The organism is Carnobacterium sp. FSL E2-0243 (assembly GCF_038003605.1).
Classification (GTDB): Bacteria; Bacillota; Bacilli; order Lactobacillales; family Carnobacteriaceae; genus Carnobacterium; species Carnobacterium maltaromaticum.
Window position 1 is genome coordinate 2,642,759 of the sequence record NZ_JBBOPM010000001.1, and the last position, 15,000, is coordinate 2,657,758.

14 protein-coding genes are annotated in these 15,000 nt (G+C 35.0%); 1 reads left to right on the forward strand and 13 read right to left on the reverse strand.

The genetic code is table 11. The features are described 5' to 3' along the window. Nucleotide 1: 1 nt before the first annotated feature. From MHI00_RS12620 to MHI00_RS12660, 9 genes are all read right to left on the reverse strand, one after another. On the reverse strand, nucleotides 2-757 hold the full coding sequence (locus MHI00_RS12620) for an alpha/beta hydrolase (RefSeq protein WP_010050899.1): 756 nt from the start codon (nucleotides 755-757) through the stop codon (nucleotides 2-4). Nucleotides 758-1,009: 252 nt separating this feature from the next. Continuing rightward, complete coding sequence (gene secG, locus MHI00_RS12625) at nucleotides 1,010-1,249, reverse strand: preprotein translocase subunit SecG (protein WP_010050897.1); 240 nt, start codon at nucleotides 1,247-1,249, stop codon at nucleotides 1,010-1,012. Nucleotides 1,250-1,407: 158 nt separating this feature from the next. Further along, nucleotides 1,408-2,010, reverse strand: coding sequence for a short chain dehydrogenase (locus MHI00_RS12630; protein ID WP_057000601.1), 603 nt, complete (start codon nucleotides 2,008-2,010; stop codon nucleotides 1,408-1,410). A gap of 159 nt (nucleotides 2,011-2,169) precedes the next feature. Continuing rightward, nucleotides 2,170-3,417, reverse strand: a complete 1,248-nt coding sequence (locus MHI00_RS12635; RefSeq protein WP_056999675.1) for a DUF1015 domain-containing protein — start codon at nucleotides 3,415-3,417, stop codon at nucleotides 2,170-2,172. Between the two features lie 63 nt (nucleotides 3,418-3,480). Beyond that, nucleotides 3,481-4,674: a 3-phosphoglycerate dehydrogenase family protein gene (locus MHI00_RS12640; RefSeq protein WP_015075748.1), complete on the reverse strand. Its 1,194-nt coding sequence runs from the start codon at nucleotides 4,672-4,674 to the stop codon at nucleotides 3,481-3,483. Nucleotide 4,675: 1 nt separating this feature from the next. Next, on the reverse strand, nucleotides 4,676-5,761 hold the full coding sequence (gene serC, locus MHI00_RS12645; protein ID WP_010050888.1) for a 3-phosphoserine/phosphohydroxythreonine transaminase: 1,086 nt from the start codon (nucleotides 5,759-5,761) through the stop codon (nucleotides 4,676-4,678). A 312-nt stretch (nucleotides 5,762-6,073) separates the two neighbouring features. Then, the gene (locus tag MHI00_RS12650; RefSeq protein ID WP_010050887.1) at nucleotides 6,074-6,748 is read right to left on the reverse strand and encodes a TIGR00266 family protein; all 675 of its coding nucleotides are present in this window, start codon (nucleotides 6,746-6,748) and stop codon (nucleotides 6,074-6,076) included. A gap of 171 nt (nucleotides 6,749-6,919) precedes the next feature. Then, nucleotides 6,920-7,717: a DUF817 domain-containing protein gene (locus tag MHI00_RS12655; RefSeq protein WP_056999673.1), complete on the reverse strand. Its 798-nt coding sequence runs from the start codon at nucleotides 7,715-7,717 to the stop codon at nucleotides 6,920-6,922. A gap of 335 nt (nucleotides 7,718-8,052) precedes the next feature. Continuing rightward, nucleotides 8,053-9,012, reverse strand: a complete 960-nt coding sequence (locus MHI00_RS12660; RefSeq protein ID WP_341114049.1) for a DUF4003 family protein — start codon at nucleotides 9,010-9,012, stop codon at nucleotides 8,053-8,055. A 128-nt stretch (nucleotides 9,013-9,140) separates the two neighbouring features. Here MHI00_RS12660 and MHI00_RS12665 point away from each other — a divergent pair, with 128 nt between their 5' ends. After that, on the forward strand, nucleotides 9,141-9,431 hold the full coding sequence (locus MHI00_RS12665) for a putative quinol monooxygenase (RefSeq protein ID WP_015075741.1): 291 nt from the start codon (nucleotides 9,141-9,143) through the stop codon (nucleotides 9,429-9,431). A 70-nt stretch (nucleotides 9,432-9,501) separates the two neighbouring features. Here the strand turns inward: MHI00_RS12665 and hutH are convergent, their stop codons facing one another. From hutH to MHI00_RS12685, 4 genes are read right to left on the reverse strand one after another with little or no spacing between them, the layout of a single operon-like run. Then, nucleotides 9,502-11,061: a histidine ammonia-lyase gene (hutH, locus tag MHI00_RS12670; protein WP_341114051.1), complete on the reverse strand. Its 1,560-nt coding sequence runs from the start codon at nucleotides 11,059-11,061 to the stop codon at nucleotides 9,502-9,504. Between the two features lie 12 nt (nucleotides 11,062-11,073). Next, on the reverse strand, nucleotides 11,074-12,006 hold the full coding sequence (locus MHI00_RS12675; RefSeq protein ID WP_057000598.1) for a nitronate monooxygenase: 933 nt from the start codon (nucleotides 12,004-12,006) through the stop codon (nucleotides 11,074-11,076). Between the two features lie 20 nt (nucleotides 12,007-12,026). After that, complete coding sequence (locus tag MHI00_RS12680) at nucleotides 12,027-13,232, reverse strand: L-lactate MFS transporter (protein ID WP_015075737.1); 1,206 nt, start codon at nucleotides 13,230-13,232, stop codon at nucleotides 12,027-12,029. Then, nucleotides 13,229-14,794, reverse strand: coding sequence for an acyl CoA:acetate/3-ketoacid CoA transferase (locus MHI00_RS12685; protein WP_201735667.1), 1,566 nt, complete (start codon nucleotides 14,792-14,794; stop codon nucleotides 13,229-13,231). The genes MHI00_RS12680 and MHI00_RS12685 overlap by 4 nt, the downstream gene beginning before the upstream one ends. Nucleotides 14,795-15,000: the final 206 nt, after the last annotated feature.

Here is a 15,000-nt window from a genome sequence, read left to right on the forward strand (position 1 = left end):
TTTATCCCTCATTCCAGTGTAACTGATTTAGGAAATCTAACACATCATTTTCTAATGCATGATGGTCTCTTCCTACTGTTATCACATGGCTACTCTCTTCATACCAATGAAATGAAACAGCAGCTTGTACTAGTGCTTTTTTCAGTTCATAGGCTGATTGTGAATCAATTAATTCATCTTGCCCAGCTTGGGCAATAAAAAACGGTTTTGTAATTTCTGGAATTTTCATTTGAATCGGTGGCAAATAATTGCCAATTTCCAGTAATTGCTGTTGAACTTCTATTTTTATTTTTGGTAAACTTTCGGCTATTTTAGTAGGTTCAATCCCAGCAATCTTTTGAACAGTTGCAACATACTTTAAAAAGCTATCTACAACATGATTATTTTCATTTAAAAATAACGGCGAGCATAATGTACCTGCTGCCAATAAACCTTCTTCTTCCAGTGCTTTTGTAGCAAATATACCACCTAATGATAAACCAAAAACAGCAATTTCTTGATAGCCTTTTTCTCTTAAGAAAGCTAGTGCATTTTGAGTATCCAACCACCAATCAGCTGGCGTTGCTGCTAATATATCTGTTGGATCCAATGTACCATGACCTTTAAAGTGGGGAGCATACACCGTATATCCCTCTTTTTCTAATGCTCTTCCTAACATTCTCATATCATTGGAGCTGCCTGTATAAGCATGTAATAACAGGATTGCTCTTGGCCCGTTCTCAAAGAAAAAAGGTTCTGGTAAAGCTATTTTTTTCATTAAGTTTATCCTCCTTATAAATAAAGGTATATTTTATAATCAAATCACTTGCTACATCTATTTTACTGTATTTTACTTAGAAAGAAAACCGAATAGAGTTAACTTTGATTAATAACTATTCGTTTGAATGAAGCAAGAAAAATTTTTTCTTAGCTATTTTTATAAAGTTTGAACAATTTCATCTCTTACATGTTCAAAAAAAGCAAAAACCACCTGTTTTACAAACAGGTGGTTCACTACTAATCAGTTTATTTAGCCTTGGGCTGTTACATAAGCAAGTACTAGTGCAATTACAAAAAATGCAATTCCTAATATAACTGTTACACGTTGCAAAACTGCTTCAAATCCGCGAGCTTTTTGTTTACCGAATAATTGCTCCGCGCCACCTGTTAAGGCACTTGAGGCACTATTTGTCTTTGTAGGTTGCATGGTGATAACAATAATTAATAAAACCGAAATTACTAACATAGCAAGTAAAAGTGCATTATACAAATTTATTGCCCTCCCGTCTTAACATTTCATATGCTATTTATTCTACCATAATTAAACTTAAAATACTAGAAAAACTTTTATCCCCTCAATCACTAAATGCCGCAATAAAAGTGAGCTAAATTCCTGTTAAATGAGCGATTTAAGAATGAAAATGTTTTTTAATAGACTTCGTAGCTTTGTCCAGTTTGTCCGCCTTTGACACTTTTAACAAAAGCATTTGCTACTTTTTTTGCTGAGACAGGATTAAAACCAATAAAGAAGTCTTTATAATTTTCCCACGATTCTTCTAACACATTAGGACTAACTGTATTTATCCGAATTCCACGTGGCAGTTCCAAAGCAGCGGATTTAGCGAAAGCTTTTACCCCACCATTGGCTAAGGCAGCGGAAGCGCCTGCTAAAATAGGATCATCCATCATGATTCCAGTTACTAATGTAAAACTGCCATGATCTTTCACATAGTTTGTTCCAATTAGAACAGTATTCACTTGACCTAAAAGCTTACTGTTAACACTGATTAAATTATCTTGCGGTGTCATGTCTTTTAATGCTCCGAAATGAGCTTGGCCAGCTGTAATAATGACTGCGTCAACTTCTCCAACTGTTTCAAATAATCGCGTAATACTCTCGACTGAGGTGATATCGACTTTAACATCTCCGTGGGTACGTCCTGCAGTAATTATTTCATAGGAATCATTCAACGCATTTGAAACAGCAGAGCCAATAGTTCCGTTTCCTCCGATTATCAATGCTTTTTTCATTTATCCTTCCCTCTTTCTTTTTGGCTGATTGTTTTTTTTCAGCATACGCTTTTTTTAAAACTGGTGCAACTTTTACCTATGTTTTTCTCATTTCTACTTGTTTGCAAAAAAATAGGGTAAGACAACTGTCATACCCTATTTTCAACTTCTATTTAATTATTAATCAGAACTTTCTAAATCATGAACAAACAAACCACTTAATAGCTTAGGTTCAAACCAAGTTGATTTTGGCGGCATAATTTGCCCACTATCAGCAACCGTTAATAAATCTTCCATCGTTGTTGGATACATAGAAAAAGCCACTGTAAAAGCTCCACTATCAACTAGTTCTGCCAATTCTTTCAGACCACGAATTCCACCTACAAAGTCAATTCGTTTATCTGTTCGAATGTCTTCAATACCAAAAATTGGTGTTAAGACTTGATCTTGTAAAATTGAAACATCTAGTCCGGCAACGGGGTCTGTAACGATTACTTCAGGCTTAGCTTTTAACTGATACCATTCACCAGAGAAATACATGCCGATTGTTTTAGGCTCTTTTGGCTTATACGGCTCTAAACCTGCTTTTTCGAGTGTAAAACTCTTTTCTAACTGTGTGATAAAATCAGCTGAAAGAGGAACATTCACAACACGATTGTAATCTAAAATTTCCAATTGTTCTTTAGGAAATAAAACAGAAAGAAAGTAATTAAATTCAGCTGTTTCTGGTGCTTTAGGGAACTCAATTCGGCGTTTCAAACCAACTTTAACAGCTGATTCTGTGCGATGATGACCATCGGCAATATACAATGCTGCAACTTCTTGGTCAAATAGATTTTCTAAATGAGCCGTTACTTGACTGTCATCTATCATCCAAACTTTATGTTCAACATCATAAAAACTTGTAAAATCATAAATTGGGGCGTTGTTTTTTGTCCAATCTGCAATCACTTGATTGACGGATTGATTTTCACGATAAGTTAAAAAGATTGGACTTGTATTCGCATCACAAGCATCCACATGACGAATACGGTCTAACTCTTTTTCTTCACGTGTAAATTCATGTTTTTTTATTTTTTCATCTAAATAATCATCAATTGCTGTACAAACAACTAAACCTGTTTGGCTTCTACCGTTCATGGTTAATTCATAAATATAAAATTTTTCTGTTGCATCTTTTAATAACCACTGACGTTCCAGAAAAGCTTTAAGATTTTCAGCAGCTTTTTGATAAACAACGTCCGCATAAGGAGATATATCTTTTGCCAAATCAATTTCAGCTTTATCAATGTGTAAAAAAGATTCTGGATTTTCATCTCCAATCACACGAGCTTCTGCAGAATTCATGACATCATAAGGCAATGAAGCTACTTTTTGTGCATGTTCTGGTTGAGGACGAATCCCTTTAAATGCTTTAATTTTAACCATGTACTATTAACTCCTTTGATCTATCTTAGTCTTAACTCATTATCTAGTATAACTTTTATTCCTTTAAAAGTGGACTGCTTGATTTTCAATAGTACGTACATGAATAATATCTTCAACACTGGTCAATTTAGCAACAATTTTTTCTAACTGCTCCTTAGAAGTATCTTCAATATCAATCAAGGTATAGGCATGGTTGCCTTTACTACGATTAATCATATCAACAATATTTATATTATGATTTGCTAGCTCGATTGTCATCGTACCTACCATACTTGGCACATTTCGATGAATCAATGCTAATCTGATTGGCGCTTGAAATTTCATATCCACAGTTGGGAAATTAACAGAACGTTTAATATTACCTGTTTCTAGATAATATTTTAATGTTCGGGCGGCCATTTTAGCACAATTAACTTCAGCTTCTTCAGTTGAAGCACCTAAATGTGGTAAAACAAGAACTTTTTCTTCCGCCAATAATTCCGGAGCTGCAAAATCAACAATATATTGCTTTAACCCACCTGCATTTAAAGACTTAAGAACAGCTTCGTTATCAACCAAGCCACCACGCGCAAAGTTTAATAATACCGTTCCTTCTTTAACTAAAGCTAATTTTTCACTATTAATTAAATGCTTAGTTTGTGGCATTAAAGGAATATGAATCGTTAAATAATCACAAGTTGCTAAGACTTCTTCTAACGTCAAGGCTCTTTTTACCCGACTAGAAATTGTCCAAGCTGTATCGACAGACACATATGGATCGTATCCGACAACATCCATACCTAAGCGATAGGCATCATTAGCGACCATTGCACCAATCGCACCTAGTCCAATGACACCTAATTTTTTATCTTGCAATTCAGTTCCAGCAAAGCGTTTTTTTTCAGCTTCTACTGTCTTTTCAACTGCAGGATCATTAGTTGGCAATGTTTTTGTCCAAGCTGCACCTTGTAAAATAGGGCGTGCTGCCATAAATAAACTAGCTAATACCAATTCTTTAACTGCATTTGCATTTGCTCCCGGTGTATTAAATACAACAACACCATTTTCGGTGCACTCTTCTACAGGAATATTATTAACTCCTGCTCCAGCACGACCAATAGCTAGAACACTGTTTGGAATAAATGTTTCATGGAGATTTTGACTCCTGATTAAAAGGGCATCTGGCTCTTCAGTTTGATCGATTTGATAATCTGGACCATCAAATTTTTGTAGTCCTTCTTTAGCAATTGCGTTATATGTTTTTATTTGAAAAACCATTTTATTTTTCCCCCTCATTTTCAGCAAATTTCTGCATAAATGCAACTAAGGCTGTTACGCCTTCAATTGGAAATGCGTTATAAAGACTAGCACGCATACCGCCCACAGAACGATGTCCTTTTAAATTGACAAAACCAGCTGCAGTCGCCTCTGATACAAACTTTTTATCCAACTCTGGATTTCCTGTTACAAAAGGAATATTGGTTAAAGAGCGAGCTGCCTTTTCAACTGGTGAAGAGAATAAAGTTGATTCTTCCAAATAATCATATAATAATGCCGCTTTTTCACGATTAATCGCTTCAATGGCTGAAACGCCACCTAATTCTTTAATCCATTCAAAAACTAATTTAGCCACATAAATAGCAAATGTTGGTGGCGTGTTATACATAGAACCGTTTTTAGCTTGCAACTTATAATCTAGCATTGAAGGCAAGCCAGGGAGACTTTCAGCAATTAGATCTTCTCGAACAATCACAACTGTTAAGCCTGCTGGTCCAATATTTTTTTGTGCACCTGCATAGATTAAACCAAAGTCTGCTACATTGTACTCGCTTGATAAAATATTTGAAGACATATCAGCTACAACCGGTACGCCATTTGTAGTAGGTGCCGTAAAGTAACAAGTTCCTTCAATCGTATTGTTGGTTGTAATGTGTAAATAATCAATATCTGTTTCCACAGCAGGAATTTCTGGAACGCTAGCATAATTTTTTTCTTTTGAACTGGCGATCACTTCCACTTGCATATCTTTCATTTTTTCGGCTTCTTCAATGGCTTTTTTTGACCATGAGCCAGTATCAACAAAGGCAATTTTTTTATTTTTAGCTAAATTCATTGGAACCATACTAAATTGGAGGCTTGCGCCACCTTGTAAGAAGAGAACTTGATAGTTGGATGGAATGTTCATTAATTCTCTTAATAATGCCTCAGCATCATCCATGATCTGTTGAAACCACGAAGAGCGATGACTCAATTCCATTACTGACATTCCACTTCCATTATATGAAAGTAATTCAGCTTGTACTTGTTCTAGGACAGGCACCGGTAATACGGCAGGACCTGCTGAAAAATTATACACTCGTTCCACACTATCTTCCCCTTTTAGTTCAATTTCTACATTCTCACCATTTTATAAGAAAGAATGTAGTTTTCATTATAACAGAAAAAACGAATAAAAAAACTAAAAAAATGATATCTATTCGCTTTTTTTGCATTTATTCTTAAAAAAATTTAACAAACAACAACAACGTTCTCTTTTTACAAATTCCATTTTTTTCTAAAAGAACTATTTACAACTTTATAAGCAAAGCGAAACGCTTTTTTTAATCCAATTCTAATCTCATTGAGTTTTGAAAAAAAACCTAGCTATAAGACTAGGTTTTTTTCCTTCACAATTTTATTATTTAGAAGACATGAAAGGTAAAATACTTTGTGCAAATCCACCTAATGTCATCGTTTGGACAGTTACTTTTCCAGGACCAGTTACCACAGTATCAAAGAAACCTTCTCCACCTAATAACTTATTTTTTAACCCTTTAACAGCTACAATTTCTAACTTACAAGTTTCATCCATTAAAGCAACTAAACCTGTATCACAAACTAGACGTTCGCCTGCAGCTAAGTCATACGTTTTTGTACTGCCATCAATTTCAAAAAAGACTGTTCCTGGACCTTGTAATTTCTGCATAATAAAGCCTTCTCCACCAAAGAAACCTGCTGTTCCCTTTTTTTGGAAAAATGTGCTTAGTTCTACGCCTTCTGTTGCAGCTAAGAAAGCTGTTTTTTGCGCAATAACACTTTCACCGGCTTGAAGTTCTTTAGCTATGATACAGCCTGGAAATGAAGAAGCAAAAGCAATTGTTGCATTACTTTGAGCTTCATAACGACTTAGAAATAGACTTTCGCCTGAAAAAGCTCTGCCTAACATTTTTTTCATCCCGCCACCAGAGGTTGTTTCAGTAGTAATTTCACCTAATGCCCAACTACGTCCACCATTTTCACTCACCATCGCTTCACCTTTTTCCAACTCACAAATAACTACTGGCAATGTATCGCCTTCAATTGAATACTTCATTTTTACTCCCCCTAATTATAAACATATGTAACGTTGTTTAATTATACTCTAATTTCATCAGCTTTTAAAGCTTTTTTGCATAAAACTTAATTTTTCGGCCCTCTAATGTGAATTAAAACACAATAGGACCTCCTCTCCATTTATTTTAACTTCGTCACATTTTTATAAACCTTATTTATTGCTTTTTATCTCAGTACTTTCATTGAACAACTGACTTGTTTTTTTCAATTTTAGTTCAGCGACAATCATAATACTGATGATGATTAAAAGGTACCAACTAGTTATTTTGCCAATATGAACAAGTTGCCAACGTGCTAATTGATCTGGATATGCCCATGCGCCAAAGAAACTAGCTATATTTTCAGCTACCCAGATAAAAAAAGCGATACAAAAAAATGAAAAACTCATTGGCATTTTCAACACTTTTCCACCAACTGTAAAATAAACCCATGTTCGATAGAATAAAATAAAAACAAGTAAAATCAAAATCCAACGGAAATCCCAAATAAAATGATGCGTAAAAAAATTAGCATATATAGCTAAACTTAAAGTAATCACTAATTTTTGATTTGGCCAATTACTCAATTGTAAATCAAAAACTTTCCAAGCTTTGCAAATATAACTTCCAATACTAGAATACATAAACCCACTATATAAAGGCACGCCACCTAATTTCCAAAAACCTGCGCCTGGATAACTCCATGATCCGATATTGACTTTATAAATTTCTAAAACAAGACCTATTACATGAAATAACATAATTACTTTCAACTCGTCAACTGTCTCTAGTTTAAAATAAAGTAACAATACTTGAATTAAAATACAAATAAATAAAAGCAAATCATATCTGGCAATTCCGGGTATAGAAAAATATTTTGTTACGATTAATGCTAAAAAAATTGCCCCTGGAAATAAACAACACAGAACTTGCTGATACGTAAATTGTAGTAACCCTCTAATAAATGACATCTTTTTCCTCCTAGTGAAACCAACGATACTTTATATTCTCCTCTTTATTCATAAAATTTCTATTAAGTTAAATCAAATTATTTTATAAAAGTCACGTTTTTTTCACAAAAAAGTTACATTATCGTTATGCTTTGGTCACAAAATATTCATATTTAAGTTATATACTAGTTTCATACCAACAAACAACAAACAAACTTTTTTATTTTTCATTTTCTTTACTCCTCCAAAGTAAAGAGAACCAACTCCTTTTAGCCACCTGCACTCCAACAGGTGGCTTTTTTATGTGCTTTTTTACATAGACTAATGATGCGAGGAAGAAATGCTTTTTTATGAACTTAGGTTGAAGCACTGTAAACTCGTTGATTTTCTTTAAAAATTTGAATTTGCAAAGCTAATAATAAGCTTTCCATCTCAAGACTACTTAAATTTGAATTTAATTTTTCAGTATATAAACTTAACCCTAAGGCAAAAGAAATCTCTTTTTGGAATCGCATCCCTGGTAGTAATCGTATTTCTTGGATGAACTCACTTAATTCCTTTTCATTCATTAATTTAGTTTGATCGCCTTGAGTATATGCTAGAATACCAATTGTAGTATAATAAAGAGGTTTTAATGGAATTTCCATTTCATCCAACTGATTTAAGATACATTGAATTTGATTGATAAAAATAGGTTGCTGGGATTGATAAAACATAGCTCCCAAAGCAGCTAAATAATACAACTGTTCATTTTTTCTAAAACCAATTTGACTTAATTCTTGGAAGTAATAGTCTACTATTTCAGCTACCTCTGTGGCTTTTTTATCAATATTGAATTGTGCGACCAGGATAGCCATTGAGCAACTTGATCTCCCATTTAAAAACCGATGATTATTCTGAATTGCTTCGAAAATAGCTTTCCCTTCTCTAACAATTTTCTTCCGATCTTGTGCTTCTGAATGTAGCAATTGGTAGGCTGAAAAATAAGTGAATTCAGAACGCCTAAATCCTGAATCGAGCAAAAGCTGATAATTATCAGCTAGTTCATGGTAATAGCGATTTGTATTCATTTCATTGGCAATAAGCAAACTTGCAATTGATGCCCTAACTGTACTTGTTAAATTCGTAAACAAACCACTTTGTTGCTTTAATTTAAGATTCGTATGTAAAAATAATTCTGGCTGAATTCGTTGAGCACTTCCTGTAAAAACCCGTGCTATTAAGTAACGCATTCTTTTGTCAATAAAGTGAACCCCACTACTTTTAATTACTTCATAATTTTCACGCAATAAATTTACCTGTTTACTCTGATTCATTTTTCACCCTCCAAAGTTCTTTTTAATCATTATACCATTCGTTATCTATTCTACTATACTTTTATTCATCGTATTGTGTCTAATTTTGTGCTACAGTCAATTTAGCTACAAGAGAAAGGAAGAGAGCCATGTTAAAATTAATTGCAGAAGATTATATCAAGCTAGAACATCTTGAAACAGTCAAACCACTTTATCGCGAATTGGTTGAAAAAACCCAGCTTGAACCTGATTGTCTCGCATATAATCTTTTTGTTGATCAAAAAGATCCAGGACATTTTATCTTTATTGAAGAATGGCCTAACGAGCTAGCTTTGGAAAAGCATTGCAACTCTGAACACTTTACACGCTTAGTTCCATTAATTAATTCTTATCAAAGTAAACCAGGGACTTTTTTAAGAATGGATGCATTCCAAAAGTAGCCAATCAATACTATCATAAAAAAATCCAATCTCATTTTCATAAGATTGGATTTTTACATTTATGCTAGATCTAGTATGTCATTTCTACGACTGCTTCAACAGCATCCACAAACTCATCACTCATGATTAAGTTCGTAATGGTATCTAATTCTTTGTACATTTCAATATTTTTATCTTCTTCAAGGAAAGCACAATGTTTTCGAACTACATTATAGGCTGCTTCTGTTCCTTTACCTAATTTATAATCAGGGTTAATCGCTCGACGCATATCAATCGCTTGACAGGCAGCTAAAACTTCAGTAGCTACAACACGTGAGGTATTTTCGCCAATACTTTTAGCTTTTCTAGCTGCAATTGTACCCATACTAACTAAATCTTCTTGATTTTCACAAGATGGAATAGAATCTACTGATGCTGGATGAGCTAAAATTTTATTTTCTGATACTAAAGCTGCCGCAGCATATTGTGTAATCATAAAACCTGAATTTAAGCCGCTTTTAGCTACTAAGAATGAGGTTAGGTTATTATGTTCAGCATTAACTAAACGCTCTAAGCGACGCTCAGAAACACTTGCAATTTCAGCGACGGCTATTCCTAAGAAATCAAATGGTAAAGCCATTGGTTGTCCGTGGAAATTCCCACCAGAAATTGCTTCTTTATCGCGTGTAATAATTGGATTATCTGTAACAGAATTGATTTCGATTTCAACTTTATGTTGGACAAATCGAACGGCATCTTTACTTGCACCATGAATTTGTGGCATACATCTTAATGAATAAGCATCTTGCACTCTTATTTCACCTTGTTTTGTTACAAATGTACTGCCTTCTAGTAAATTACGGACATTTTTAGCCGTTAATACTTGCCCTTCATGGTTGCGAATTACATGTAACTCTTCTTTAAATGCATCAATGATACCGTTATGCGCTTCTAAAGATAAAGCTCCTGCAATATCACTAACTTTTAATAGACGAATAGCATCGTATAGCGCCAAACCACCACAGGCTGTTAAAGCTTGTGTCCCATTAATTAAGGCTAATCCTTCTTTTGAAGCCAAAGCCATCGTATCAATGTTCGCTTCACTCATTGCCACTTTTCCATCAAGAACATTTCCTTGGTACTCTGCTTCTCCCAGGCCTAAAATCGGCAAAACCATATGTGATAGTGGTGCCAAATCACCTGATGCTCCTAGTGATCCTTTTTCTGGAATAATTGGATGAACTTGTTTATTTAACATTTCAACTAATTTTTCAATGACGATTAATCGGATTCCTGAGTACCCTTTCGTTAATGAATTAGCCCGAATTGCCATAATTGCTCGTACAATGTCTGTCGAAAAAGGTGCACCAAATCCAGATGCGTGAGTTCTAATTAAATTTTCTTGCAGTTGAACGGAATCTTCTTTTGAGATTGAAACATTACATAATGAACCAAAGCCAGTTGTAATCCCATAAACAACACGTTCCTCGTTAACAATTTCATCAACGATTTTACGAGAACGATTAACTTCCTCAATCGCTTGCTCACTAATTTCAACAGGTACATTAAATCTTGAAATTGCAATTAATTCATCTAGTGTTAAATCTTCCCCGGTTAAAACTACTTTTTTTATTGATTCTGCTACTGACATTTTATTTTCCTCCTAAAAGTTTAATTGTACATTTTTAATCGTTACTTTTGCTTCTGCTAATACATCATCGACAATTTGTTGCGCTGATTTGACTTCATTTATTAAACCTGAGACTTGCCCCGCCATTACGGAACCATTTTCAATATCACCAGCTGCCGCTTTACGAGCTGATCCCATGGTTAATTCTTCCAATTGTTCTCTAGGCATATTTTCCTTTTCCCATTGAATATACTGCTCAATCATTTTGTTTTTCAAACTCCGAACTGGAGCACCACCGTTACGCCCTGTAACTGCCGTATCCATTTCTTTGGCATTTGCAATAAATTCTTTAACATTCTCAGGAATGGGACATTCATTAGCCAGCATGAAAGCAGTTCCCATTTGAACTCCTTGGGCACCTAAGGTATAGGCAGCAGCCATCCCTTTGCCACAGCCAATCCCACCTGCAGCAATAACTGGAATTTTGACAGCTGCAACAACTTGAGGAAGTAACACCATGGTTGATAATTCACCTATATGTCCACCTGCTTCTGAGCCTTCTGCGACAACTGCAGTAGCACCGATTGCTTCCATTTTTTTCGCTAAAATAGCACTTGGTACAACTGGAATGACCTTAATATTTGCTTCTTTAAACGTTGCCATATAGTTTTTAGGCGTTCCTGCTCCTGTTGTGACAATTTTAACGCCTTCTTCAACAACGACCTTAACCATATCAGGTACATTTGGGGCCATTAGCATAATATTGACAGCAAAAGGTTTATCCGTTAACTTTTTGCACTGAATCACCTCTTCCCTTAACTGTTCTTCAGTCATACCACCGGAAGCAATAATCCCTAATCCTCCTGCATTAGAAACTGCAGCGGCTAATTGATGCTTTGATATTTGTGCCATTGCACCTTGGAATATAGGATACTTAATGCCTAATATCTCAGTAATCTGTTTCATTCTCTTCTTCCTTTCTTTCTTTAAATTGCTTTTCGCATAGCTTTATACACAAATGTCAGAGCTACCCCAACAAGTGCTAAACCAAATCCAATCATAAAAGCTTGAGTAAAATTTCCATCATTTTTTTCACCAATCATTGCTGATAGTTTCGGCGCTACCATAGCTGCAATCGAATACCCTGCAAAAACAAAGGCATAGTTTACACCTTGATTCTTATTTCCAAAGCTTTCGATTGTAATTGGTGGCATGACAGCAGCCACTCCGCCTTCACATAAACCTAAACCAATCATACCGATAGCAAAACCAGCAACGGAGTGAATAAAAATAAAGGCTAGTAATGAGATAGCAATGGATATAAAAATTAAAATCATCGTGTTTGTTCGATTTAACTTATCTGATAAACCACCCCAAAAAACACGTCCCAAACAATTACTTAACGCATAAATACTCACAAATGTTGCTGCTAAGATTGGAGTCAAATTAAACATGTTCTGACCAATATCCGCAGCATTGGATGAAATCATTAAACCTGAAAACCCACCAGCTGCATACATCAATACAATAATGTAAAAGAGTGGTTTTCTTAACATTTCATTCCACTTATGGTCAATAGGCGTGTCTTCTGCTATTTCGACATCTTTAGCAACAATCGGAGCATTGCGAATAATTAGACAACAAATCAACGAAATAACTGTATAAATTGCACCTAAGACAACAAATGTCATTCTGATAGTTAAGTTTTCAATCATCCAAGCAGATAGTGGCGCGAAAATCATCGTTCCAATCCCAATTCCAGTAATCACAATTCCCGATGCTAAGCCTTTTTTATCAGGAAAAAAACGAATACAGTTATTAATACAGGCAATGTAACCTAAGTTCAAACCAAATCCACCAAAGACGCCATAAGTTAAGTACAGCATCCATTTTTCTGTTGCAAAACCTGTCAGAATAAAGGCTACTGCTAGCAGTAAAGAACTAAATAAAATTAATTCTCTCGACTTACCTTTATCTGAAATAATACCGCCAATTACCATTGGTAGCGGTGAAATGGCAATCGCAATTGTAAAAGCAAACATGACATCTGAAACATTCCAACCATTAGCTTTAGCAATCGGGGTCGCAAATACACTAAATGCATAAATACCACCTTGGCAGATAATAATTCCAACTGAGGCAAATAGTATCGCCCAGCGATTCATTCCAACCTTTTTTTTGATCTCACTCATTTTTTTTCCTCCATTATTTCAGCTAACTTTCCCCATTTTTCAGTAAAAATTTCTACTGGCATTTCTTTTAAGTCGCTAGAAACTCGGACATCAAATTCCATTTGGTCTAATACATCTCGACTCAAATCAATTCCGGGTGCTATTTCAGTCAAAATAAGTTCCCCATTTTCTAATTTAAAAACTGCTCTTTCTGTCACAAATAAAACTTCCTGCTTGTTTTTAGTGGCAAATCCACCATTAAATGTAATTTGGTTAATCTTATTCACGAATTTTTTATTGCGCCCTTCTGCTAAAATTAGTAATTTCCCATCTTTTAATTCCGTTTTTAAGCCACCCGCTGTAAATGTTCCGGTAAAAATTAATTTTTTAGCTGTTTGAGAGATATTGATAAACCCACCACAGCCAATAACTTGATTGCCTAATTTGCTTACATTAACATTACCCAACTGATCAACTTCAGCTAAACCTAAAACAGATAAATCCAAACCACCACCGTCGTAAAAATCAAATTGAGCATGATGATCAATAATCATTTCACTATTATAGGCATGACCAAAATCTTTTAAACCTGCTGGAATTCCACCAATCGTTCCTGCTTCAGTTGTTAAGATAAATTGATCGCTAACCCCTTCTTCAGCAGCAACCGTTGAAACGCTGACTGGAATCCCAACACCCAGATTTAAAATCATCTTAGGCTCTAACTCCATTGCTGCTCGCCTGGCGATAACCTTTCGCTCATTAAGAGCAAGATTAGGCACATTTGCCAACGGAATTTTGACATCACCACTAAATGCTGGTTCAAATTGTGTTGTCCCCGTTTGAAAATGATTCTCTGGTTCTGAAATCACTAGATAGTCAATTAAGATACCTGGAACAACAACATCTTTAGGATGTAAAGTGGCATTTTTTACTATTTTTTCAACTTGAGCAATCACAATTCCACCACTATTATGCACCGCTTGAGCAATCGGCAAGACTTCCATATGTAAGCCTTCTTTGCCTAATGTTAAATTGCCATTTTCATCTGCATAGGTTCCGCGAATCAATCCTACATCAATTGGAAAGGCCGGATAAAACATCCACTCTTCATCTAAAATTTCAATAATTTGAATCAATTCTTCGGTGGTGACTTCGTTCATTTTTCCTCCTTCAATCCGTGGATCAATATAGGTTTCTAAGCCTATTTTTGTAATCAATCCTGGTCGTTTAGCTGCTATTTCTCGATATAGTTGCGCCAACACGCCTTGAGGAAAGTTGTAAGCTTCACATTCATTGTTTTGAATCATCTCTGAAAGTTTTGGTGATGAGGCTTTAACAATCCCTCCAATCCATCTTTTCAAAAGCTGTTTATGTGATAAGTGAGACATGCCTTTTTCTTTTCTATCACCCCAACAACTCGAATGAATCACAGTTAAAGCTTGTGGAGAATTTGTTTCTAAAAAACGCTCTTCAAGTGCAATCGCTACTTCTTCGTTAGCGCAAGCTAATTCAAATCCGCTAAAAGCCAATGTATCATTGTCTTTAATTAATGCGGCAGCAGCTTCTCTAGTGATTATTTTCACATTAAACTCCCTTTCTTTGTTTTATTTTAAAAATTAAAATAATCTCTCAACTGCTTTCTTTATTTGTTTGTAATTAAGCAACCTAACTTTATTACAATGTTGAGAAAAATCTAAACAGTAGAAAAACACACATGATAGTGAAATGAATCACATTAAATCCCTTACACCTGAATTAATAGCAAGTTGTATGCCAACTTTTGGAAAGC